Origin of the sequence: Streptomyces hamibioticus, from assembly GCF_047946815.1 — a bacterium.
In the GTDB taxonomy this organism is placed as follows: domain Bacteria; phylum Actinomycetota; class Actinomycetes; order Streptomycetales; family Streptomycetaceae; genus Streptomyces.
On sequence record NZ_JBKKQY010000001.1, the window covers coordinates 5118713 to 5142921 of the forward strand.

Sequence of the window (24209 nt, forward strand, 5' to 3'; positions counted from 1 at the left end):
GCACGGCGGCGGTTACTCCCGTGTGGACCAGGCGGATGGGGAGAGCACGGACAGCCCCGGACTGCAGGTCACGGGGCATGGGCGCGCATACGATCACACGATTCACACACCGTGTCGACGCATGAGGAATTTATGAAGCTGTGATGGTCGGTCAGCGGGTGTGCGATGACCGGCAGCAGGTGTCGTGTCTACGGCTTTTGATCACCTGTTGTGAGCCGATGGAAGTGGTTTTTCGCCATAGATCGCGTCAGTCACGAGAAAGCCGCTTCTGATGGGCGGTGCACCGTGGCGCAGCTCACTCCAGAGGCTTCTGGTGGCCTCTCGCTGATCTTGAAATGTGTGGCGCTCATGACAGAGGGTGCGGGGCACATTCGTATTGCCTGGGTGGGAGTCGACGCGCATGCGTGCTCAAGGTCCGCTGTCCTGGCCGGCGTGGAGACGCCCGGCTCCGGCAGAGTCACAACGACGGCGTCGCCGGCACGGCCGCGCGGCGACCGTCCTTTTGCTGTCCACGACGCTGATGGTGACCAGCCTCAGCGCTCAGGCGTGGGCGGTACCCGGCCCCGGCATGAGCCGCGAGGAGTCGGTCGACCTTCCCGACCTGCCGAAGAGCACGCCGGTCGACGGGGACGAGCAAGCCGAGAAGAACCTCACGACGGCCCCCGAGGTGCCCGTCGACCCCTACGCGCCGACCGCCGTGACGCCCTGGTCCGACGGCAGCGGCACCGCGACCCTGGCCCCGGACGCCGAGGCCGGCACCATGGTTGCGGTCTCCGACGGCGTGCCCGTCGCGGTGGGCGTGCCCGCCGGCGCCGACCCCGCTGCGATCGCCGGCGAGTGGAAGGTGGACCTGGCCGCGCCGGCCGCCTCCCAGGACGCCGGTGTCTCCGGCCTGATCATGAAGGTCACCCCGCCGGCCACCGCAGACCCGACCGCGCAGGTGGCGCTCGCCGTCGACACCACTTCCTTCGCCGACCTCTACGGCCCGCAGGCCGCCGATCGCTTCGGCCTGGTGCTGCTGCCCGAGTGCGTGCTCAGCTCCCCCAACAGCGGCGACTGCGCCGCCGAGGGCGGAGTCCAGACGATGTCGGGCAAGGCGGACGACGACAACGCCGAACGGCTGCCCAGCACCGTGGAGGTGGTGCCGGCGAGCAAGGCGCCCACCAAGGCCAAGGCTCCGAAGAACGCCTCGAAGCACAAGATCCTCTCGGGCTTGGTGCCGGTCGCCAACCTGCTCGGCGCCGAAGCGTCCGCCGAGCCGGACGCCGAGTCGGCCCCCAAGCCGTCCGGAGCCTCCGTCCGTACCGCCTCCGCCACCTTCGCGAGCACCGACGCCCTCCAGGCGGTCGACGCCTCCGGCCCACAGGTCGTCGGCGCCATGGACACCGGCGCCTCGGCCGCCGGCGACTTCACCGCGACCCCGCTGCTGTCCTCCGGTTCCTGGTCGGCCGGCGCCTCCTCGGGCGCCTTCACCTACGGCTACCAGGTCCAGGTGCCCGAGACCGCCGGCGGCCTGATGCCCAAGGTCGCGCTGAGCTACTCCTCGCAGTCGGTCGACGGGCGCACCTCCGCCACCAACAACCAGGCCTCGTGGATCGGCGACGGCTGGGACTACAACCCCGGCTCCATCACCCGCACGTACGCCAACTGCCGCCAGGACTCCAAGAAGGCCGGGTCGAACAACGCCAAGCACCGCACCGCGGACCTGTGCTGGGGCTCGAACAACGCCACCCTCTCCCTCGGCGGCACGACCACCGAGCTGGTCTGGGACGAGGCCAAGGGCACCTGGTTCACCGCCAACGGCGACGGCTCGAAGATCGAGCGGATCAAGGGTTCGGCGACCGGCAACGGAGCGAAGGACGGCGAGTACTGGGTCGTCACCACCACCGACGGCACCCGCTACCACTTCGGCCTGCACAAGCTCCCGGGCTGGACCGAGGGCAAGCCGGTCACCGACTCGGTGCTGACCGTGCCGGTCTACGGCAACCACCCCGGCGAGGACTGCTACAAGGCAGGTGACTGGGCCGGTTCCTGGTGCACCCAGGCCTGGCGCTGGAATCTCGACTACGTCGAGGACATCCACGGCAACGCCATGTCCCTGTGGTGGAAGACCGAGCAGAACCACTACGCCCGCAACTTCAACTTCAAGGCACCGGTCGTCTACGACCGCGGCGGCTACCTGTCCCGTATCGACTACGGACAGCGCAAGGACAGCATCTTCTCCGCGACCGCCCCGGCCCGCGTCCTGTTCAAGGTCGCCGAGCGCTGCCTGGACGAGGCCACGCTGACCTGCTCCGATGCGAACTTCAGCGACAAGGACCCCGGCAAGTACCGGATCTGGTACGACACCCCGGCCGACCTGCGCTGCGAGGCCGGCAAGAAGTGCTGGAACGCCGGTCCCTCGTTCTGGACCCGCAAGCGCCTGACGGAGATCCAGACCTCCGCGCAGCGGCGCACCGACACCGACAGCCGCCAGGTAGTCGACCGGTACAGCCTGAAGCAGAGCTTCCCGGTCCTGAAGACCGGCCCGAACACCGCCCTGTGGCTGGAGTCCATCCAGCGCACCGGCTACGCCCGCAAAGGCTCCACCGACGACAGCGTCACGCTCAACGCGGTGCGCTTCGAGTCCAACGCCGAGGACATGCCCAACCGGGTCATGCGGCCGAACGACCCGCGCCCCGGCTTCTCGCGGCTGCGCATCGAACGCGTCATCAACGAGTACGGCGGCGAGACCGTCGTCGCCTACAAGCCCGCCGCCGGCGACTGTGCCACCGGCACCGGACTGCCCGGCAAGAGCGACACCGCCGCGCTGAAGTCCAACACCCGCCTGTGCTACCCGCAGTTCTGGAACCCCGACCCCGAGGTCGAGGACATCGACTGGTTCCACAAGTACGTCGTGGACTCCATCGAGGAACTGCCCAACGTCGACGGCGCGTTCGCCACCCGCACCGCCTACGCGTACAAGAACGCGGGCTGGAAGCTCGCCGACGCGGAGTTCACCAAGAAGTCCACCCGCACCTACTCCCGGTTCGCCGGGTTCGAGCAGACCACGGTGATCACGGGCACGGACGAGCCGTCCATCGGCAGCAAGAAGTCCAAGGCCGTCACCCGCTACTTCCGCGGCATGGGCGACACCGTCCCGGTCACGGACATCACCGGCACCGAGATCGCCAAGGACCGCGAGCCCTTCGCCGGACGTATCGCCGAGGAACTCACCTACACGAGCGCCTCCGCGGCCGACACCGACTGGCTCTCCCGCAGCGTCACCGTGCCGGCCGCCACCGAACTGGGCAAGCGCGACCGCGACGACGGCCTGGACCCGCTGCGCGCCTGGCGCGTCACCGAGCCCAGGGAAGTGGCGTACACCAAGTCCTCCGGCACGGGTGACGACGATCGTACCCAGCGCGTCGTCGAGACGAAGACCACCTATGAGCCGACGCACGGCCTGCCCACCCAGGTCGAGTCGCTCGGCGACACCGGCAAGCCCGGCGACGAGTCCTGCACCAAGCTGGAGTACCTCCACCACACCGGCAAGAACATCATCGGCCTGACCAAGCAGGCCCTGATCTCGCCGACCACCTGCGCGAACGCCGACTTCGCCGACCTGTCCACGCTGAGCGGCGCCACCCGCACCGCCTACGACGGGCAGGGCTACGGCACCGCGCTCTCCTCCACCACACGTGCACTGGCCACCGAGACGTGGTCGCTGAACGGCGCCGGCACCGGCTTCCAGTCCAACGGCACCAGCGCGTTCGACGCCGTCGGCCGCGTGGTCAAGCAGACCGACCCGGACGGCAACTCCGGCACGATCACCTACACCCCGTCCACCGGCCAGGTGTTCACGGTCACCGAGACCAACGCCGCCGGCCACACCCAGAAGCAGGAGCTGGAGCCGGGCCGCTCGACGACCCTGCGGACCACGGACGCCAACGGCCACGTCAGCGAGGCCAAGTACGACCCGCTGGGCCGCCTGGTCGAGGCGTGGGCCCCGGGCCGCACCCCCTCCGGCTCGGCCGTCCCGGACTTCCGCGCCGTCTACACCATCCCCGCGTACGACCCGCAGAACCCCGACCGCAAGCCCCCGTACGTCACCACCCACACCCGCGGCCACAACGACAGCGTCGAGACCTCCGTCACCCTCTACGACGGCCTCGGCCGCGAGCGGCAGACGCAGGAGGAGGCCGACGGCGGCGGTCACCTGATCACCGACACGCTGTACAACAGCTCCGGCGAGGTCTGGCAGACCAACAACGCCTACCTCACCCACGAGGCCGAGCCCGGTGAGCTGTTCACCCCGCTCGCCGACACGGCGGTCCCCAACATCACCCGCTACACCTACGACGGCCTCGGCCGCGTGGTGCAGGAGACGCCGGTCCTCAAGGTCAAGGACCCGGCGACGGGCGAGGCCACGTCCGAGCCGGTCCCGGCCCGCGCCACCCGCTACGAGTACGGCGCGGACTGGTCGAAGGTGAGCCACCCGACCGGGGCTTCCTCCTACCGCGTCTACACCGACGCGCTCGGCCGCACCTCCCGGGTGGACACGTTCAACCCGCAGGCGCCCGAGGGCTACACGTCGATGCGCTACACCTACGACGCGCACGGCCAGATGGTGAAGGCGGTCAACTCGGCCGACGAGACCCATCCGTGGACCTGGACCTACGACCACCGCGGCCGGCAGACCAGCGCCACCGACCCGGACACAGGCACCACGCGGACGACGTACGACCACCGCGACCGGCCGCTGACCACCACCAACGCCCGCGGCATCACCGTCTGGAACGGCTACGACGTCCTGTCCCGCCCGACCGAGCAGCGTCTGGACAGCTCCACCGGCAAGCTGCTGGCCGACTTCGGCTACGACTCGGCCCCCGGCGGCAAGGGCATGCCCGCCACCGCGACCCGGCACACCGACGGACAGGCGTACACCCAGCGGATCAACGGCTACACCAAGGACTACCAGCCGACCTCGACCACACTGACCCTGCCGCAGACGCTGGCCGACACCTGGGGCCTCCAGACCTCCTACACATACGGCTACACGTACAGCGACACCGGCGCGCTGAAGGAGGCGTCCCTCCCGGCCGTCGGCCGGTTCGACGCCGAAAAGCTCGTCGTCCGCTATAACAAGGACGGCAAGCCCCTGTCGATCTCCGGCAAGGACTGGTACGGCGCCGAGACCGTCTACGACTCCTACGGCCAGGTGCTGCGCTCCACCCTGGGTGCCCAGCCGTACCGGGTCTGGACACAGAGCTCGTACGATGAGTCCAGCGGCGAGCTCAAGGAGCAGTCGGTCTACCGCGAGCAGGCCGGGGGCCAGAGCCTGGTCGCCGGGCACCTGGTCTCCAATCGGTCGTACACCTACGACCCGGCCGGCAACGTCACCTCCATCCGCGAGCACTCCGACGGCATCGCCGAGCGCCAGTGCTTCTCCTACGATCCGCTCGGCCAGCTGAAGACGGCCTGGACCGCCAAGGACCAGACCGCCTGCGGCGGCCCGAAGAACAGCGACGGCACGCTCAACGTGGCCGCCGGCAAGGACAGCTCCGGCTACTGGCAGGAGTACGAGTACGACCTGCTCGGCAACCGCACCAAGCTCACCGAGAAGAACCTCACCGGCGACACCGCCAAGGACGCCACGACCACCTACGCCTACGGCAAGGCCGACGGCACCCAGCCGCACACGCTGACCAAGGTGTCCAAGACCTACACCACGCCGCAGGGCGCCCAGGTGAAGGCCGAGGCCGAGCGGCTGTACGAGCTGACCGGCGAGACCAAGTCCGTCACCTCCGTCGAGAACGGCGACAAGCAGGAGCTGACCTGGACCCACGACGGCCAGGTCGACCGCATCAAGGGCCAGGGCACCGGCGGCAAGACCCCGTACGTCGGCCTCGCCGACAAGTGCCTCGACCTCAAGGGCGGCACGACGACGGCCGGCCAGCCGATCCAGCTGTACACCTGCAACGGCTCCCCGGCCCAGAGCTGGAAGTTCACCCCCAAGCCGGGGGCGACCGATCCCGACCAGGGCACGCTGCGTGTCTACGACGACTGGTGCGTGGCGCCGGCCTCGAACACCTCCAACGCGGCCCTGCAGCTGGACAAGTGCGACGGCTCCAGCTCCCAGCAGATCCAGCGGACCGCGACCGGACTCCGCCATGTCGCGACGGGCCTGTGCCTGGCGGTCAGCGGCGGCAACTCGGCGAACTCGACGCCGATCGTGCTCAACCCCTGCTCCTTCTCGCAGGCGTCGCAGCAGTGGACCGCACAGAACGACACCCGGCACATCTACGGTCCCGACGGCTCCCGGCTGCTGACGATCAAGGGCAAGGAGGCCACCCTCCACCTGGGCGAGGCCGAGGTCACCGTCCAGCGCGGCGGCGTCCTGGTCAGTACCCAGCGTACCTACACCGCCCCGGGCGGCGCGGTCATGCGCTACGCCTACGGCAACGGCGGCGAGAGCCTGGTCGCGCTCGCCGGCGACCACCAGGGCAGCAGCTACGCGGAGGTCGCCCTCAAGGACGGCATGGAGGTCCGCGTCCGCAAGCAGGACCCGTTCGGCAACCAGCGCGGTGCGGGCACGGCAGGCGTCAACTTCCAGAGCCACACCGGCTTCCTGGGCGCGACGCGTGACGACGCCTCCGGCTACCAGCCGCTGGGCGCCCGGCTCTACGACCCGGTGGTCGGACGCTTCCTGTCCGCCGACCCGGTGCTGGACCTGAACGACCTGCTCCAGTCCAACGGCTACGCCTACGCGCACAACAACCCGGTGACGATGTCCGACCCGACGGGTCTGGCCATCACCCTGACCGCCTCCGAGCGGGCCGCGGCCCTCGCGGGCGCGGGCCTGTCCCCGGCACAGGTCGCCCAGGCACAGGCCACCATGGGCAAGTCGCTCAGCTCGGTGATCCTCTCGGCGGCCTGGGGCGCGCTGAAGGACTTCATCGGCATCAATGACGCCCTGGCCTGTTTCGGCGGTGACATGTGGTCCTGCGGCAGCCTGATCGTCGGGGCGATCCCGTGGACCAAGCTGGGCAAGATCCCGTCGGTGCTGAAGGCGGTCAGCCGCACGATCGACGCCATCCAGGCCTTCCGCAAGGCGAAGAAGGCGGCGGAGGCGGTCCTCCGCGCGGCGAAGGCGGCCGAGGCCGCGGCGCTGAAGGCGAAGAAGGCGGCGATCGAGAAGGCGAAGAAGGAGGCCGCGCAACGCGCCAAGAAGAAGGCGGCGGAGCAGGCCAAGAGAACCTCCGACAAGGCGGTCGCCCAGACCAAGAAGACCGGCAACCCGGTCCAGAAGCAGGCCCAGGCGAAGTCGGCCCCGAAGGCGTCGTCGGTGAGTAACAGCTCCAAGGGCGGCGGAGGCAAGGGCGGCGGCTCCAAGCCGGGCGGCGACTCCGGCGGCTCCTCCCGCACCAAGGGCGGCGGCAGCAGCGGAAGCGGCGGCTCCGGCAAGGCCGACGGCGGGGGCGGCGGCTCCTGCCCGATCAACAACAGCTTCGTCCCGGGCACCCGCGTCCTGATGGCCGACGGCACCACCAAGCCGATCGAGCAGGTCAAGGCCGGCGACAAGGTCGTCGCCACCGACCCGAAGACCGGCGAGCGCCGCGTCGAGACGGTCACGGCCGAGATCAAGGGCGAGGGCCTGAAGCACCTGGTCAAGGTCACGATCGACACGGACGGCCCGAAGGGCGAGAAGACGTCCGAGATCACGGCCACCGACGGCCACCCCTTCTGGGTCCCGTCCCTCGGCAAGTGGCTCGACGCCACGGACCTGAAGCCCGGCCAGTGGCTCCGCACCAGCGCCGGCACCCACGTCCAGATCACCGCGGTCAAGCGCTGGACGAGCCCCGGGGCGACGGTCCACAACCTGACCGTTGGTGACGTCCACACGTACTTCGTGGCGGCGGGGGCTGCGCCGGTCCTGGTCCACAACTGTGGCACCGGTGGAGCTGATCCCGACCACCTTCAGGACATGGTCGATGACATGACCGATCTCGCCGGGGGAGGCGCGGGCTGGCGCACTATGGGCGCGCTTCACGCCGACACCCCGACGGGTGGATTGGATCTTGTCGCCGTGGGAGCGCGTGCGGACCTTACACAGAAGCAGTGGACGGCGCTTCCGTCGCTCGGCTCGGGCACCCTCGCCATTCGTGTCCCGCAGCCGGCCAGGACGGTGGCCAAGGACGATCTCTGGCATGCCGAGGTGAAGCTGTGGACGGAGGCGGCGGGTATCCTCCAGATCCAGCCGCGTCTGCTCGTGGTCAGCAGACCCATCTGCCCCGCGTGTGAGAATTTCCTGACACGTCGAGGCGCGACCATCACGTCGGCCACCACGGCTGCGTGGTAGGCGACTGATTGAGGGCTGTGGGGGGAGCGGGTGTTCGCTCCCCCCACAGTCGTGGCGATCGTTCAGGATGGAGCACACACATGCAGGATGTGGCGCGCGGCGCTGCCCTGGCTTATAACGCGTCCGTGGTCCTGCGGATCGGGAGCGCGGTTTTTGTCGTCTGTCCGGACGACCGTCTCCAGTCCCTGTATTACCGCGTGGATGCGGGAGTCAGGGCCGTGTGGCGCCATTTGCGGGGTTCCGACATCCATCCCGGAATCCTTCAGGGGGCCGAGGAGGCGAACCGCACGTTGTGGCAACAGGCCCGGGCGCTTCCCCTGCCCGAGGAGTTCCTCGCGGGTTACCACGACCTCGCCGCTGGTGCGCTCGCCCATTTCGGCCGGAACGAGGCCGTGTCCAGGGACGACATGTCCACCCGGGCCACCGAGACCGTCGGCTTCCTGGAAGCCGGAGTGGACAGCGCGGAGGGAGCGGTGGCCTTCGAGCGGTCGTGCCAGGCGGCCACCGACTCCCTTCTCGAGAGCTGGGCCGATGATCCGCTGTCCACGATGAGGAAGGTGCGTCGCGAGACCGATGTGTGGGCCCTGGCCTACCAGCGGTTCGTGAGGCCGGAGCTGGGCCGTGGTCACGGCGTCACGGACTGACCGGTTCGCCGCACTGAGAGCTCGGACGGCCGAGGGCGTTGTTCCGCCCTCCACCGCTCCTGGAAGGGTGGACGTCAGCCCGCCGTCACCGTCCCCCGCACCGTCCCGTCCGGCCCCGCCACCAGTACCGGCGTCTGAGGGCCGCCCAGGTCCCGTACCGCCGCGCGGTCCTCGTCGGACGCCGTGTCGGCCTCCGTCACCACCGCCGCCGCCTCCAGGGACTGGGCGCCGGAGGCCACCGCCATCGCCACCGCCGTCTGGAGTGCGCTGAGGTTCAGGGAAGCCAGGGCGACCGTGCCGGCGACGTACGTGCGACCCGTTTCGTCGCGGACGGCGGCGCCCTCGGGGACGCCGTTGCGGGCGCGGGCCGAGCGGGCCAGGGTGACGATCTTGCGGTCCTCGGGGGAGAGGTCGGTGGTGTCGGTCATGGACGCAGCATACGTAGGCGTACGCCGCAGCAGGCGCCCGGTCACCCCATCGCCGGGTAGGTCGCCCCGGGCCGGTCGCCCGGTCATCCCGCCACCGGGTAGGCCGCCCCGGGCCGGTCGCCCGGTCACTCACCCCGCCACCGGGTACATCGCGCCGCGCCGCCCCTCCGGCGAGGCCAGCCAGCGGAGCTTCGCCGGACTGTTCGCCTCGTCCAGGGGCGTGTGCAGGACGATGAGGAGGTCCGGGCGCGCCGGTACCTGAAGCGCCGTCGACTCCAGGCACAGCAGGCCGACCAGCGGATGGTCCAGCTCCTTGCGGAGTTGCCCGGCGTCCTCGATGTCCCGCCGGGCCCACAGCCGCCGGAACTCCGCACTCGCCGCCGACACCCGGTCCAGCACCTCCCCGAACCCCTCGTCGTCGGGTGCCGCCGCGCACGCGGCCCGGAACTGGGCGACGACCGTCCGGGCGTTCCGCTCCCAGCTCTGCGAACGCGCGCGGTACATCGGGTCCGTGAAGAAGTCCACGAGGCAGTTCTGCGTGGTGCCCGGCCGCATGCCCAGCACCGTCGCCGCCGCCTCGTTGTGCAGGACGAAGTTGTAGTACCGGTCCATGATGTGCGCCGGATACGGCATCCACGTGTCGATCAGCCGCCGCAGCCCTTCGCACATGTCCCGCTTCTCCGGCGCCACCTCGGCCGCGGGCGGATTGAGCCCCGCGAGGACGTACAGATGGCGGCGCTCAGCGTTGCTGAGCCGCAGCACCCGCGCGACCGCGTCCAACACCTGCGGCGAGACGGAGATGTCCCGGCCCTGCTCCAGCCACTGGTACCAGGACGCGCCCACCCCGGCGAGCACGGCGACCTCCTCGCGGCGCAGCCCCGGCGTCCGGCGCCGGCCACCGCCACCCGGCAGCCCGACGTCCTCGGGCGAGACCCGGGCCCGGCGGCTCATCAGGAACTCGCGCAGTTCCGCCCGGCGGCCGGTCCTCCGGCCCACCCCCGCCTCCATCACGTCCGGCACACGTCCCCCCGGTGTCTCACGGCGCACCTCCCTGGTGGCGCCACCACCAGGACAACTGGCCGCTCCCCACGGCTATTCCGGCGCCCGCAGGCTCGTGACCATGGCGATCGACACCGACTTCCCCGTACCCAAGCCGCCCGCTCCCCGGCTCACACACCGCGACAAGCTGGTCCTCTTCGTGCTGTGCGCCGCCCAGTTCATGGTCGCGCTGGACTTCTCCGTCCTGAACGTCGCCCTGCCCGTGCTCGGCACCGACCTGGGCATGAGCCCCTCCGCCCTGCAGTGGGCGGTGACCGCGTTCGCGCTGCCGTCCGGCGGCTTCCTGCTGCTCTTCGGACGGATCGGCGACCTCTACGGCCGCCGCCGGCTGTTCCTGGCCGGCCTCGCCGTCTTCGGCGCGGCCTCGGTGCTGGCCACCTTCGCCTGGGACCCGGCGTCCTTCCTCGCCGGACGCGCCCTGCAGGGCCTCGGCGCGGCCGTCATCGTCCCGACCGGCATGTCGCTGCTGACCACGACCTTCCCCGAGGGCCCGGCCCGCGACCGTGCCCTCGGCATCTCCGGCACGCTGCTCTCCCTCGGCTTCACCGTCGGCATGGTGGCCGGCGGCGTCCTGACCGACCTGCTCGGCTGGCGCTCCACCATGGGCCTGCTCGCCCTGTTCGCGTTCCTCGTGCTGCCGCTCGCCCCCGGCCTGCTGCCCGAGTCCCTCCACCGCAGCCCTGAACGCCCGGGCGGTGCCCCCACCCCCGGCCGGCCCCGCCTGGACACCCCGGGCGCGGTCACCGTCACCGGCGGCCTGCTCGCGCTGATCTACGCCCTGACGACGGCCGCCGAGCACGGCTTCGGCCGTACCGACGTCCTCGTCACCCTCGTCGTCGGCGTCCTGCTGCTGACCGCCTTCGTGATCGTCGAGTCCCGCACCGCGACCCCACTGGTCTCCCTGCGGATGCTGCGCCGCCGCACCGTCGCCTGGGGCAACCTCGGCGGACTGGTCACCTTCTCCATGATGTCGACGGTGGTCTTCGTCCTGACCCTGTACCTCCAGCAGGTCCTGGGCCTGTCGGCGTTCGAGACCGGCCTCGTCTTCGGCGTGCAGGGCGTGCTCTCGGTGGTGGCCGGCGCGTACGTGCCGCGGGTCGTCGGCCGGATCGGCGCCCGCCGCACGCTGGTCGCCTCCCTCGCCGGGCAGGGCCTGCTGGGCGCCGCATTGCTCGGGCTCGGCGAGGGCGGCCGGTCGGTCTGGCTCGCGACGGCCGCCGTCTCGCTGGCCAGCATGTGCCACCTCGGCGCGATCATCTCCTACGGCATCACCGTCACCTCCGGCGTCCCCGACGGGGAGCAGGGCCTGGCCACCGGCCTGGTCACCTCGACCCAGCAGGTCGGCATCACCGTCGGCATCCCGCTGCTGGGCGTGCTGGCCACCACGTCCACGGACCTGATGACCGGCGTGCACACGGTGCTGGCGCTGGACGCGGCGATCGTGCTGGCGGCGGCGGTGCTGGTGGCGCTGGGCCTGCGCTCGGCCCGCCGCGATGGCCCGGGTGCCGCGGATGCGGACCGCCGGGACGGCTCAGGGACGGTCGAGGCGGAGCCGGTCGGCTCGCGGTAGACCGGCCACCACCAGGTCGTAGGAGTCCTCGACGAGCTCCCGGACGAGCCGGTCCGGGAGCGAGCCGTCCACCGTCACCGTGTTCCAGTGCCGCTTGTTCATGTGCCAGCCGGGCACGATCAGACCCTCGTACTCGCCGCGCAGCCGGACCGCGTCGTCCGGGTCGCACTTGAGATTGACCTTCAAAGGCCGCGCGTCGAGGCTCGCCAGGGCGAACATCTTGCCCAGCACCCGGAAGACCGAGGTCTCCGGGCCGAACGGGAAGTCCTCGACGGCCGCGTCGAACGACAGACAGAACGCGCGCAGCTCCTGCGGGGTCACTCCGGCCCGGCCTCCCCGGACGCGGTCGCCGGGGCCACCGGCTCCGCCAGCACCGTCACGATCTTGTTCCGGCGGCCCGCGGCGGCCTCCGCCGTCAGCCGCAGCTTCCGCCCGTCGGGCAGCTCGACGACGGACGAGGCCCCCGCGATCGGCACCCGGCCCAAGGCCTTCGCGAGCAGACCGCCGACCGTCTCCACGTCCTCGTCGTCGAACGCCTCCAGGCCGTACAGCTCGCCCAGGTCGCCGATGTCGAGGCGGGCGGTGACCCGGAACCGGTCCTCGCCCAGTTCCTGGACCGGCGGCAGCTCCCGGTCGTACTCGTCGGTGATCTCACCGACGATCTCCTCCAGGATGTCCTCGATGGTGACGATGCCGGCCGTGCCGCCGTACTCGTCGATCACCACGGCGACGTGATTGCGCTGCTTCTGCATCTCGCGCAGCAGATCACCGGCGTTCTTGGTGTCGGGCACGAAGAACGCCGGCCGCATCGCCGTGGACACCAGGTCGCTCTCCGCGTCCCGGCTGATGTGCGTCTTGCGGGCCAGGTCCTTCAGGTACACGATCCCGACCACGTCGTCCTCGCTGTCCCCGGTGACCGGGATCCGGGAGAAACCGGAGCGCAGGGCGAGGGTCAGGGCCTGCCGGACGGTCTTGTACCGCTCGATGGAGACCAGGTCGGTGCGCGGCACCATGACCTCCCGTACGAGGGTGTCGCCCAGCTCGAACACCGAGTGCACCATGCGGCGCTCCTCGGCCTCGATCAGCGACTCCTTCTCGGCCAGGTCGACCAGCGCCCGCAGCTCCGCCTCGGAGGCGAACGGCCCGCGCCGGAAGCCCTTGCCGGGGGTGAGCGCATTGCCGATGAGGATCAGCAGCGACGGGATCGGGCCCATGATCCGGTCCAGCGGCACCAGCACGTACGCCGCCGCCGTCGCCGTGTTCAGCGGGTGCTGGCGGCCGATGGTGCGCGGGGAGACCCCGACGGCGACGTACGAGACGAGCACCATGACCGCGATGGCGATCAGCAGCGCCTCGGTGGTGCTGGGGAACTCCCGCAGGCAGGCGTAGGTGACCAGGGCCGCGGCGGCCATCTCGCAGGCGACGCGGACCAGCAGCGCCACGTTCAGGTAGCGGGTCGGGTCGGCGGCGACCTTGGCCAGCCTGGCGCTGCCGCGCCGCCCGGAGCGGGCGGCCTCCTCCGCCCGGAAGCCGGAGACGCGGGCGAGGCCCGCCTCCGCGCAGGCGGCGAGCCAGGCGACGACGACCAGGGCGATGGCGCCGGTGACGAGCGGCAGACTCATGACACGGTCGGGGCCGGGGACGGGCCGGTCAGGCCCTTCTCCGCACGCCAGCCGTCCACGATGGCCGCCTGCAGGCCGAACATCTCGGCCTTCTCGTCCGGTTCCTCGTGGTCGTAGCCGAGCAGGTGGAGCACACCGTGGACGGTGAGCAGCTGCAACTCCTCGTCCATGGTGTGCTGCGTCGGTGCTTCCCGGCCCTGCTTCTCGGCGACCTCCGGGCAGAGCACGATGTCGCCGAGCAGGCCCTGCGGCGGCTCGTCCTCGTCCTTGGACGGCGGCCGCAGCTCGTCCATCGGGAAGGACATGACGTCGGTGGGGCCCGGCAGGTCCATCCACTGGATGTGCAGCTGCTCCATGGCATCGGCGTCCACGACGATCACCGAGAGCTCGGAGAGCGGGTGGATGCGCATCCGTGCGAGCGCGTAGCGGGCGATGTCGAGGATCGCCTGCTCGTCCACCTCGGTGCCGGACTCGTTGTTGACGTCGATCGACATGGTCGTGCTGGTCTACTTCCCCTTGGAACGCCTGGTGCCGGACGGCTTGCCGTGGGCCTTGTGGCCGGGTTCGCCGTCCTCGGTGCCGTGCGTGCTGTCGTACTTCTCGTAGGCGTCGACGATACGGCCCACCAGCCGGTGCCGTACGACGTCCTGGGACGACAGCCGGGAGAAGTGGACGTCCTCCACCCCTTCCAGGATCTCCTGCACCTGCCGCAGACCCGACTTCTGCCCGCCGGGCAGGTCGACCTGCGTCACGTCACCCGTGATCACGATCTTCGAGTCGAAGCCGAGCCGGGTGAGGAACATCTTCATCTGCTCGGGGCTGGTGTTCTGCGCCTCGTCCAGGATGATGAAGGCGTCGTTGAGGGTGTTGTGCGTCAGCAGGTAGTCCTGTGTGACGTACAGCGAGTCCTCGGCCGCCACCTGGATGCAGACGGTCTCCTCCCTGCCCGCCGGTTCGATGCTGTCGATGAACCGCATCGGGCGTCCGCCGCCTCCGGCCGCGTGGTACTTGTCGCGTTTACGGGCCAGGCGGAAGGGTTCGACCCCTTCGGGGAGGCGGATGTCGATGATGTGGGCGTCGCGGCAGTGGGCGACATCCCGACCGTTCGCCCGGCCCGGCGTGCGGCCCTCGGCAGCGCGCCGCCGTGTGTAAGCCACGCCGCCGAGTGACCGGACCAGTGCGATGACGTCGTCGCGGAGGAGAATCGACGTCGTCGTGTACTGGATGCGGCAGGTACGGTCAGCCTGCGTGACAGGGCCTCCGTCGGAGTCGAGCAGTCCCTGCAGCACAGCCAGGCGGACGTCGGCGGAGTTGTTCAGGTAGTCGTCGGGCACGAACGTGGAGTGCGACCGGGTGCGCAGCAGGTCCGGCTCACGCAGTACCCGCGTGACCGGGTTCTCGAGGGTGACCACGTCACCTGGCGCCTTGATCCGGTCGAGGACGTGGTCGGGCCCGCCCCGGTGCCGTGCCTCGACGCCTGGCAGCGCAGCCTCCAGCGCGCTGACCAGCTCGGAGTCCTCCGTGGAAAAGGAGGGCGCGGTGGAGCCGGTCAGACAGCCGTCACCGAGCAGCAGCCCCAGAGCGTACGGGTCCACGGGGACCTTCCGCTCGGGAAGCTCCACTGGCGCCGTGAGCAGCGGCAGCTCGTACCGGCGTGCGTGTGCCGCACGCAGGTTGCCGATCATGTCCTGGGTCTCCAGGACCCGCCACGGCTTGTTGCGGCGCTTGTCCGAGGCCGTACGAACCGTCCACAGATGCTCGCCGCAGCACAGGGTCCAGGCGCCGTCCTGGGCCGTGACACGGTAGACGTCCTTCTCGCCCTGCGGGTAGACGCCCAGAACGGGGGTCGGCTCACCGTTCGAACCGATGACCAGGTCACCGACCTCAAGGTCACCGATGGGGCGCCAGCCGTCCGGGGTGAGGACGTTCGTGAAGAGCGGCTGCGCGCGGCCACGCATGTACGCCAGCGGTGCCACCTCGATCGTGCCCGCCGCCATCAGCCGGGGGATCGAGTCCGGGTCGATCATGTCGTGCAGCGCGTCGTACAGCGGGCGCAGATACGGGTCGATCTTCTCGTAGAGCGTGCCGGGCAGGAAGCCCAGCCGCTCGCCGGCCTCGACCGCCGGGCGGGTCAGGATGATGCGGTTGACCTGCTTGGACTGCAGGGCCTGCACCGCCTTGGCCATCGCCAGGTAGGTCTTGCCGGTGCCCGCCGGGCCGATGCCGAAGACGACCGTGTGCTGGTCGATCGCGTCGACGTAGCGCTTCTGGTTGAGCGTCTTGGGGCGGATCGTGCGGCCGCGCGAGGACAGGATGTTCTGGGTGAGCACCTGGGCCGGGGTCTCCTGGCCGTCGCTCTCGCCGTTCTCGCTCGCCTTCAGCATGGCGATCGAGCGTTCCACTGCGTCCTCCGTCATCGGCTGTCCGGTGCGGAGCACCAGCATCATCTCGTCGAACACGCGCTGGATGAGGGCGACCTCATGGGAGGTGCCGACCGCGCTGATCTCGTTGCCCCGGACGTGGATGTCGGCCGCCGGGAAGGCCTTCTCGATCACGCGCAGGAGGGAGTCGCCGGATCCCAGTACGGTCACCATGGGGTGCTGGGCGGGGACGGTGATCTGTGCTCTCGCCTGCCCCTGCGCGGGGTTGTGAGCTGAGGGTGTCTGAGTCATGGGCCGGCGCTTGAGGCCTGCATGTCCTCCTCTGCGGCGTATGCCGCGTGACTGGCGTGGTCTGACGTGTTCCAGCGTACGACTTGGCGCCGACAGCACCGAGAGCTTTTCCCCGGACTCCCGGCCCAGCGGCAGGACCTGTGCCACCGGCCCCCGCCTCAAGCCCACGCTCCACGTCCGCACCACCAGCACCGCCGCTCACGCGGCGCCGGTCACGCCCCCTCCTTCAGCACCCGCGAGATCAGCTTCCGCTGCTCCTCCGTGAGCCGGGGGTCGGCGGCGTAGACCGTCTTCCCGTCCACGGTGATCTGGTAGCTGAACCCGTCCGGCACCCCGACCGGCGGCGTGCCCCGGCCGGCGGAGACCGCCTGCTCGGCCAGGGCGTGCCACTCGCCCGCGTCCGGGCGGCCCGTGGTGTCCACCTCCGCGTGCCGCTCGATGCCCGCGAAGCCTCCTGTGCGCCTCACCTGAATCCGCATGGGTCCGTGTCTAGTACGGAACTACAGCAGCCGCACCCCGACCTGTTCCCAGCCCTTGCGCACCGCCTCCAGCTCGTCCGCGTCGCCGTAGCGCTCCCGGGCCGCCTTCACGGTCAGCGTGGCGAAGTCCGCGAACAGCGCGTCCTGCCGCAGTTCGCCGCCGGTGAGCACGTCGTACCAGACCTGCCCGGCCCGCTCCCAGGCGTGCCCGCCGAGTGCCGTGGCGGCCAGGTAGAAGGCGTGGTTGGGGATGCCGGAGTTGATGTGGACGCCGCCGTTGTCGCGGCCGGTGCGGACGTAGTCGTCCATCGTCGCCGGCTGCGGGTCCTTGCCGAGCACGTCGTCGTCGTACGCCGACCCCGGCTCCTTCATGGAGCGCAGGGCCACGCCCGTCACCCGCGGCGCGAGCAGCCCGGCGCCGATCAGCCAGTCGGCCTCGGCGGCGGTCTGGCCGAGCGTGTACTGCTTGATGAGGGCGCCGAAGACGTCCGAGACGGACTCGTTCAGGGCGCCGGGCTGGCCGAAGTAGGTCAGGTTGGCCGTGTACTGGGTGACGCCGTGGGCCAGTTCGTGGCCGATGACGTCGATCGGGATGGTGAAGTCGAGGAAGATCTCCCCGTCCCCGTCGCCGAACACCATCTGCTCGCCGTTCCAGAACGCGTTGTTGTACTCGCGGTCGTAGTGCACCGTCGCGTTCAGCGGCAGTCCGCCGCCGTCGATGGAGTCGCGGCCGTACGCCGACAGCAGCAGCTCGAAGGTGGCGCCCAGGCCCGCGTAGGCGCGGTTGACGGTGGCGTCCCGGCCGGGCTCGTCGCCCTCGCCGCGCACCTTCCTGCCGGGCAGGTCGGTGCCGTGCCGGGCGTCGTGGATCGTCCGGCGGGGCCGCGGGGGCCCGGCGTCGGCGGGCGGGGCCGCGGTGGGGGCGCCGATGACCGTGGTCAGGCGGCGGTGGGTGCGCTCGAAGGCGTCACGCTGGAGGGTCCGGCGCGCCGGACCGGCCAGGACCGGGTCCTCGGCCTGGGCGAGCCGGTCCAGGACGTGCGGCGGGACGATCGTGCAGAAGACGGGCTGGAAGCCCCCGTTGGTGGTCATGTCCGGCACCTTTGCACTGGGTGACCCCGCTGTCACCACCTGCAACCATGATTGGTGAAATGCCGTGGCGGCGGAGGTCTCCGGGGGGCGAGAAGTGGTATGCGGCACTTTTTGCCCTGGTTATCCCTCTGGTCCCGCATACTGATACGGGCCCGCGCATCCGGCGTGGCTCGGTTAGGCTGCGGAGCATCATGCGTTTCGGGCTGCTTCTCCTTAGTTGCCGCGGCGAGGGCCTGTAGTCGAGGCCGACTCCCTCCCCGCGGAGCTTGGCGCTGCCGTCGGCCGTCCACCCGGATTCCCGCGGTGACCCGCGGACACCCAGAGGAGCCCACGCCACCATGGCGAACCGCCAGCAGCCCAGTTCCATGCCGATCAGCAAGTACCGCGGCTACGAGCAGGTCGACATCCCCGACCGCACCTGGCCGAACCAGCGGATCACCAAGGCCCCCCGCTGGCTCTCCACCGACCTGCGCGACGGCAACCAGGCCCTGATCGACCCGATGTCGCCCGCCCGCAAGCGCGCGATGTTCGACCTGCTGGTCAAGATGGGCTACAAGGAGATCGAGATCGGCTTCCCGGCCTCGGGCCAGACCGACTACGACTTCGTACGCTCCATCATCGAGGAACCCGGCGCCATCCCGGACGACGTGACGATCTCCGTGCTGACCCAGGCCCGCGAGGACCTGATCGAGCGCACGGTGGAGTCCCTGAAGGGCGCCAGGCGCGCCACCGTCCACCTGTACAACGCCACCGCCCCGGTCTTCCGCCGGGTCGTCTTCCGCGGCTCCCGGGACGACATCAAGCAGATCGCCGTGGACGGCACCCGGCTGGTCATGGAGTACGCGGAGAAGCTGCTGGGCCCCGAGACGGAGTTCGGCTACCAGTACAGCCCCGAGATCTTCACCGACACCGAGCTGGACTTCGCCCTGGAGGTCTGCGAGGCGGTGATGGACACCTATCAGCCCGGCCCCGGCCGCGAGATCATCCTCAACCTGCCCGCCACCGTCGAGCGCTCCACGCCCTCCACCCACGCCGACCGCTTCGAGTGGATGGGCCGCAACCTCTCCCGCCGCGAGTACGTCTGCCTGTCCGTCCACCCGCACAACGACCGCGGTACGGCGGTGGCGGCGGCCGAGCTGGCCGTGATGGCCGGCGCCGACCGCGTCGAGGGCTGCCTGTTCGGGCAGGGCGAGCGCACCGGCAACGTCGACCTGGTCACCCTGGGCATGAACCTGTTCTCCCAGGGCGTCGACCCGCAGATCGACTTCTCCGACATCGACGAGATCCGCCGTACGTGGGAGTACTGCAACCAGATGCAGGTCCACCCGCGCCACCCGTACGTGGGCGACCTGGTCTACACGTCCTTCTCCGGCTCCCACCAGGACGCCATCAAGAAGGGCTTCGACGCCATGGAGGCCGACGCCAGGGCCAAGGGCGTCACCGTCGACGACATCGAGTGGGCGGTCCCGTACCTGCCGATCGACCCCAAGGACGTCGGCCGCTCCTACGAGGCGGTCATCCGCGTCAACTCGCAGTCCGGCAAGGGCGGTGTCGCCTACGTCCTGAAGAACGACCACAAGCTGGAACTGCCGCGCCGGATGCAGATCGAGTTCTCGAAGATCATTCAGGCCAAGACGGATGCCGAGGGCGGCGAGATCGCGCCGAAGGACATCTGGGCCGTCTTCCGGGACGAGTACCTGCCCAACCCGGAGAACCCCTGGGGCCGGATCCAGGTCAGGAACGGCCAGTCGACGACCGACCGGGACGGCGTGGACACCCTGACGGTGGAGGCCGAGGTCGACGGCGTGGAGACCACGCTGGTCGGCACCGGCAACGGACCGATCTCGGCCTTCTTCCACGCGCTGCAGGGCATCGGCATCGACGCCCGGCTGCTGGACTACCAGGAGCACACGATGAGCGAGGGCGCCTCCGCGCAGGCCGCCTCCTACATCGAGTGCGCCATCGGCGACAAGGTTCTGTGGGGGATCGGAATCGACGCGAACACCACGCGCGCCTCGCTGAAGGCGGTCGTCTCCGCCGTCAACCGCGCGACGCGCTGACCAGTCGAATCGGTGGTTTCGGGCCCCGCTCGCCGCAAACCGGCGGGCGGGGCCCCGTCGGATACCGGCCAGATACCCGTGCAGGTCACGGAAAGGTCTCGTACGAGGTACTGACTCCACGTCGACGATGTGGCTAACATCACGCCAGCGCGGCGATGCTGCCGCGCGGTTACGGAGGTGCGACGTGCTGCCTGGACGGGGACGAAACGGCCGAGCTGCCCTGCTGCCACGCATCGCGGGCACGCGCACCGCGTGGACGCCGGTCGGCGACGGCGAGTTCTTCTGCCCCGGGTGCGGGGGCGACCGCAACTACCAGCGCCTGGCCGGCCGCCGCCGCTTCACGCTGCTCGGTCTGCCCGTGCTGCCGCGCGGCGAGACCGGCCCGGCGATCGAGTGCGCCGCCTGCCGCCGCCACTTCGGCACGGACGTCCTCGACCACCCGACCACCACCCGCTTCTCGGCGATGCTCCGCGACGCCGTCCACACCGTCGCCCTCGCGGTCCTCGCCGCCGGCGGCACGGCCTCCCGCACGGCCCTGGAGACGGCCGTCTCGGCGGTGCGCGCGGCCGGCTTCGCCGACTGCACCGAGGAACAGCTCGACACCCTCGTCGAGGCGCTCGCCGCGGACACCGGGCGGTTCCACGGCGAGCCCTGCGTGCCCGGCCTGGCCATAGAGCTGCACGAGGCGCTGGACCCGCTGGCCCCGCACCTCGCCGCCGCCGGCCGCGAATCGATCCTGCTCAAGGGCGCCCGTATCGCCCTCGCCGACGGCCCCTACACCCCCGCCGAGCGGGACACCCTGGCGACCGTCGGGGCGGCCCTGGCCATCAGCTCCGACGACGTCACCCGCCTGCTGGCGGCGGCACGTACGCCGTCCTGACACCTCCGCCGCTCACGCCCGCTCCCGCTCCCGCTTCCGCTTCCGCTTCCGCTTCCGCGGGAGCACGGCACCGGCGGATCACCCGCGGCGGTACCCGCTCGTCCCGGCACATCAAGCGCCCGCTGGCCCCGACTCGGACGGCACCACCCTCGCGCCCACCCGGGCGTGGGCACTGGCCCGCCTGCACGAACCACTGACGGTCACGCGGCTCGCCGCGCACGCCCACATGGCGCCGCGCACCTTCGCCCGGAGGCTCGTCGCCGAGACCGGCGCGACGCCCCTGCGGTGGCTGCTCTCCGCCCGCCTCGACCGGGCCCGGGAGCTGCTGGAGACCACCGGACTCCTCCGGCTGCACTTCCGGCGCTCCCTGGGGACGACACCCACCGCCTATCGCGCGGCGTTCGCCCGGGGGCAGCCGGTCACAGGAAGAAGCTGTCGTGCCGGACCTGGAACTCCCGCAATTCCTCGCCGCCGCGCCGCGCGAACTCGGCGACGCGCTCGAAGTACTCCTCGCGCGGGGCACCTGGGGAGAACAGCATCAGCATGGACAGGGGCTCGTCGCTGTCGTTCTTGAAGGCGTGCAGCCCGCCGACCGGCACGTACAGGAAGTCGCCCTGGCGTCCGGTGATCCAGCGTTCACCGTCGTAGAGCCGGACCTCGCCGGACAGGACGTAGAACGACTCGGAGATGCTCCGGTGGAAGTGGGTCTTCGCGCCGGGCGCCTTGGGCCCCATGTCGACCTTGTACAGCCCGAACTCACCTCCCGTGGAGGCGTGACTGGCGAGGTAGTGGGTGGTCGTCCCGTTCGGGGAGACGATGTCGGGCGGGCTGTCGGCCGCCCTGAACACGGCGTTGATCTCGCCCTTCTCACCGAGGTAACGTGGCTCCGGATACGACATGGGTGGCCCTCTCCGTTGGTCGTCACGGCCCGTAACTCTCGCAGGCAGGGGGCGCCTTCGTCATCGTCCGACGGACCGGGAACGGACTAGGGCGGGCGGCGTAGGCCCCGCCTCCCACTCCCCGACGGTTCCTATGAACGCCGTCCAGGCCGCCGCCCCCACGACGACCACCGGCCCGCCGGCCACCTTGCTGTCCCGGACGGGAACGAGGCCGGGGACTCCGTCGGCGACCTCGAGACATTCTTCGCCACCACTGCCACCGCTGTAGCTGCTCTTGCGCCAACAGGCGTTGGTCAGGTCGTACCCGCGCATCGTCTGTAGCCCTCCGCCGCCGTCACGATCATGGACAAGGACGCCTCCAATGACAGAGACGCGGCCCTGAGAAGATCGTAATCCGCGTGCACACGCTTCACTACTGCCGGATCGTCCAGCAGGTTGCCCGACAGCACGCCCTCTGTATAGACGGTTGGCGGCGCATCCTCGAACTCCATGAGCCTCATCAACTTGCCCATCTGCGGATGCGCTCCTGCGGAGAAGGGCAACACCTGTACCAGGACCTTACGGGCGCCGGCCATCGCCGCGATGTGGTCCAACTGCCGGGCCATCACTCCGGAAGAACCAACTGGCACGCGCAGTGCGGTCTCATGCAGCAGTACCCAATACACCGGCCGTGTAGCGTCCTGAAGAATCTGCGCTCGCTCGACACGGAGCCGGACTAACTCCTCGATGTGCTCGTCCGGGGAGAGTGGGTTGCTCGACAAGTAGATCGCACGGGCGTACTCAGGTGTCTGGAGAAGCCCCGGAACCACGGCAGGCGCCCACTCGCAGATACTCGTCGCCAGCCGCTCCAGTTCCGCCGCGTGCGCGAAGTACTCCGCATAGCGCTGTTCCTTGATGAGTTTCCGTCAAAGCCGCTCGAAAATACCGTCGGTTTGCAGCGCCTCGTCAATCCGCTGTGCCACATCCAACTGCGGTTCCCGAATGGCCTGTTCGAACTGCCCGATGTAGCCCCCGGAAACGAACACCCGCGACCCCAGCTCCACCTGCGTGATCCCCGCGTCCTCCCGCCTCCGCTTCAGCTCAGCGCCGAAGAACTCCCACACCGCCTGCCGCGAACCACTGGCCATGGCCAACCCTCTTTCTGCGGCCTCCACTTGCCGTGCGCGGACCCCTGCCGAGTGTAAGCAAAGAAGGGCATCGTCGAGGTAAGAAGAGTGAAACCCGAAAAGAAAGGGAAGCGCGGTGGAGGCACGACACTCGGCGTTCTGCGTCGAAGAAGCGGAGGAAACAGTGAAGGAATTGCGGGCGGCGCTCGCCAAGGCCGGAATTATCCTGCCGTCACTCGGGCTGGACCCGGTGAGTCTTGCGCGGGAGGCGCCCTGCCCGCTCATCGAATTGGGGCGCTGTTCCGTCGAGACCGCGCAGCGCCTCGCGGCGGTGCTGCGATGAGGAGCCATCCGCCCGTCGGCACGTACGCCGTCGACACCCGCACCGGACGTCTCGGCGTCGTCATGGGGCACGAGGGGCCGTACGTGCAGCTGCGGCCGTACGGCGGCGGGAGGGAGTGGGACGCCGAGCCGGGTGCCGTCCGTGTCGCCACCCCCGCCGAGCGGCTCCGCGCGGCCACCGCCTACGCCAATGCCCGCAGTCGCGGTGAGGTGCCTTGAACGTAGGCGACAATGGACCGCATGAGTCTGTTCCGCGACGACGGCATCGTGCTGCGCACCCAGAAGCTGGGCGAGGCGGACCGGATCATCACGCTGCTCACCCGCGGTCACGGCCGGGTACGCGCCGTGGCGCGGGGCGTGCGGCGGACGAAGTCGAAGTTCGGGGCGCGGCTGGAGCCGTTCTCCCACGTCGACGTGCAGTTCTTCGCCAAGGGCAGTGAGCTGGTCGGGCGCGGGCTGCCGCTGTGCACGCAGAGCGAGACCATCGCTCCGTACGGCGGCGGGATCGTGACGGACTACGCCCGGTACACCGCCGGGACGGCGATGCTGGAGACCGCGGAGCGGTTCACCGATCACGAGGGGGAGCCGGCGGTGCAGCAGTACCTGCTGCTCGTCGGCGCCCTGCGCACCCTCGCCCGGGGCGAGCACGCCCCGGGGCTGGTCCTCGACGCGTTCCTGCTGCGCTCCCTCGCCGTGAACGGGTACGCGCCCACCTTCGGCGCCTGCGCCAGGTGCGGGATGCCCGGTCCCAACCGGTTCTTCTCGGTCGCCTCGGGCGGTTCCGTCTGCGTCGACTGCCGGGTGCCCGGCAGCGTCGTACCCTCGCCGCAGACGCTGGAACTGCTCGGCGCGCTGCTCGCGGGAGACTGGGAGACGGCGGACGCCTGCGAGCCGCGGTACGTCCGGGAGGGCAGCGGGCTGGTGTCCGCGTACCTGCACTGGCACCTGGAGCGCGGGCTGCGCTCCCTGCGATACGTCGAGAAGACCTAGAGAAGCGACAGCACGAGGAGACGAG

The 24209-nt window shown here is 70.3% G+C and carries 18 protein-coding genes and 1 pseudogene; 8 read left to right on the top strand and 11 right to left on the bottom strand.

Annotated features, from left to right (window positions below; genetic code table 11):
- The first annotated feature begins 520 nt into the window (after positions 1-520).
- Both ACLGIH_RS23200 and ACLGIH_RS23205 read left to right on the top strand, forming a co-directional pair.
- On the top strand, positions 521-8341 hold the full coding sequence (locus ACLGIH_RS23200) for a ricin-type beta-trefoil lectin domain protein (protein WP_416529456.1): 7821 nt from the start codon (positions 521-523) through the stop codon (positions 8339-8341).
- Positions 8342-8421: 80 nt separating this feature from the next.
- Entirely contained in the window at positions 8422-8985 is a 564-nt protein-coding gene (locus ACLGIH_RS23205; protein WP_416527192.1) for a hypothetical protein, read from the top strand.
- A 74-nt stretch (positions 8986-9059) separates the two neighbouring features.
- Here ACLGIH_RS23205 and ACLGIH_RS23210 read toward each other — a convergent pair whose 3' ends face one another.
- Together ACLGIH_RS23210 and ACLGIH_RS23215 are read right to left on the bottom strand one after the other, a co-directional pair.
- Positions 9060-9413 carry a cytidine deaminase gene (locus tag ACLGIH_RS23210; RefSeq protein WP_416527193.1) on the bottom strand — a complete coding sequence of 118 codons (354 nt, stop codon included), beginning with the start codon at positions 9411-9413 and terminating at the stop codon, positions 9060-9062.
- Between the two features lie 129 nt (positions 9414-9542).
- A complete protein-coding gene (locus tag ACLGIH_RS23215) occupies positions 9543-10421 on the bottom strand; it encodes a helix-turn-helix transcriptional regulator (protein ID WP_416529457.1) in 879 nt (292 codons plus the stop codon).
- Positions 10422-10533: 112 nt separating this feature from the next.
- On the opposite strand from ACLGIH_RS23215, the gene ACLGIH_RS23220 reads away from it, so the two are divergent.
- The gene (locus ACLGIH_RS23220) at positions 10534-12042 is read left to right on the top strand and encodes an MFS transporter (protein WP_416527194.1); all 1509 of its coding nucleotides are present in this window, start codon (positions 10534-10536) and stop codon (positions 12040-12042) included.
- Here the strand turns inward: ACLGIH_RS23220 and ACLGIH_RS23225 are convergent.
- From ACLGIH_RS23225 to ACLGIH_RS23250, 6 genes are all read right to left on the bottom strand, one after another.
- A complete protein-coding gene (locus ACLGIH_RS23225; RefSeq protein WP_416527195.1) occupies positions 12004-12363 on the bottom strand; it encodes an MmcQ/YjbR family DNA-binding protein in 360 nt (119 codons plus the stop codon). The two genes, ACLGIH_RS23220 and ACLGIH_RS23225, sit on opposite strands and share 39 nt — an antisense overlap.
- Complete coding sequence (locus tag ACLGIH_RS23230) at positions 12360-13664, bottom strand: hemolysin family protein (RefSeq protein WP_416527196.1); 1305 nt, start codon at positions 13662-13664, stop codon at positions 12360-12362. Before ACLGIH_RS23230 ends, ACLGIH_RS23225 begins: the two co-directional genes overlap by 4 nt.
- Positions 13661-14158 carry an rRNA maturation RNase YbeY gene (gene ybeY, locus ACLGIH_RS23235; RefSeq protein WP_416527197.1) on the bottom strand — a complete coding sequence of 166 codons (498 nt, stop codon included), beginning with the start codon at positions 14156-14158 and terminating at the stop codon, positions 13661-13663. The genes ACLGIH_RS23230 and ybeY overlap by 4 nt, the downstream gene beginning before the upstream one ends.
- A 12-nt stretch (positions 14159-14170) precedes the next feature.
- Complete coding sequence (locus ACLGIH_RS23240) at positions 14171-16336, bottom strand: PhoH family protein (RefSeq protein WP_416527198.1); 2166 nt, start codon at positions 16334-16336, stop codon at positions 14171-14173.
- Positions 16337-16548: 212 nt separating this feature from the next.
- Positions 16549-16815: a protealysin inhibitor emfourin gene (locus tag ACLGIH_RS23245; protein WP_416527199.1), complete on the bottom strand. Its 267-nt coding sequence runs from the start codon at positions 16813-16815 to the stop codon at positions 16549-16551.
- A gap of 21 nt (positions 16816-16836) precedes the next feature.
- Positions 16837-17907, bottom strand: coding sequence for a M4 family metallopeptidase (locus ACLGIH_RS23250; RefSeq protein ID WP_416527200.1), 1071 nt, complete (start codon positions 17905-17907; stop codon positions 16837-16839).
- Positions 17908-18245: 338 nt separating this feature from the next.
- Here ACLGIH_RS23250 and leuA point away from each other — a divergent pair, with 338 nt between their 5' ends.
- Entirely contained in the window at positions 18246-19967 is a 1722-nt protein-coding gene (leuA, locus tag ACLGIH_RS23255; RefSeq protein ID WP_416527201.1) for a 2-isopropylmalate synthase, read from the top strand.
- Between the two features lie 184 nt (positions 19968-20151).
- Positions 20152-20847, top strand: a complete 696-nt coding sequence (locus tag ACLGIH_RS23260; protein ID WP_416527202.1) for a TerB family tellurite resistance protein — start codon at positions 20152-20154, stop codon at positions 20845-20847.
- Positions 20848-21266: 419 nt separating this feature from the next.
- On the opposite strand, the gene ACLGIH_RS23265 is transcribed toward ACLGIH_RS23260, so the two are convergent.
- From ACLGIH_RS23265 to ACLGIH_RS23275, 3 genes and pseudogenes are all read right to left on the bottom strand, one after another.
- A complete protein-coding gene (locus tag ACLGIH_RS23265) occupies positions 21267-21746 on the bottom strand; it encodes a cupin domain-containing protein (RefSeq protein WP_416527203.1) in 480 nt (159 codons plus the stop codon).
- 60 nt (positions 21747-21806) lie between these two features.
- Positions 21807-22058 carry a DUF397 domain-containing protein gene (locus tag ACLGIH_RS23270; protein WP_416527204.1) on the bottom strand — a complete coding sequence of 84 codons (252 nt, stop codon included), beginning with the start codon at positions 22056-22058 and terminating at the stop codon, positions 21807-21809.
- Positions 22040-22873, bottom strand: a pseudogene (locus tag ACLGIH_RS23275) (helix-turn-helix domain-containing protein). Before ACLGIH_RS23275 ends, ACLGIH_RS23270 begins: the two are co-directional and overlap by 19 nt.
- A 115-nt stretch (positions 22874-22988) precedes the next feature.
- On the opposite strand from ACLGIH_RS23275, the gene ACLGIH_RS23280 reads away from it, so the two are divergent.
- Genes ACLGIH_RS23280 through recO form a run of 3 tightly spaced genes read left to right on the top strand, consistent with a single transcriptional unit; the run spans position 22989 to position 24184 of the window.
- A complete protein-coding gene (locus tag ACLGIH_RS23280; protein WP_416527205.1) occupies positions 22989-23195 on the top strand; it encodes a hypothetical protein in 207 nt (68 codons plus the stop codon).
- Complete coding sequence (locus ACLGIH_RS23285) at positions 23192-23413, top strand: hypothetical protein (protein ID WP_416527206.1); 222 nt, start codon at positions 23192-23194, stop codon at positions 23411-23413. Before ACLGIH_RS23280 ends, ACLGIH_RS23285 begins: the two co-directional genes overlap by 4 nt.
- A 21-nt stretch (positions 23414-23434) precedes the next feature.
- A complete protein-coding gene (gene recO, locus ACLGIH_RS23290; protein ID WP_416527207.1) occupies positions 23435-24184 on the top strand; it encodes a DNA repair protein RecO in 750 nt (249 codons plus the stop codon).
- Positions 24185-24209: the final 25 nt, after the last annotated feature.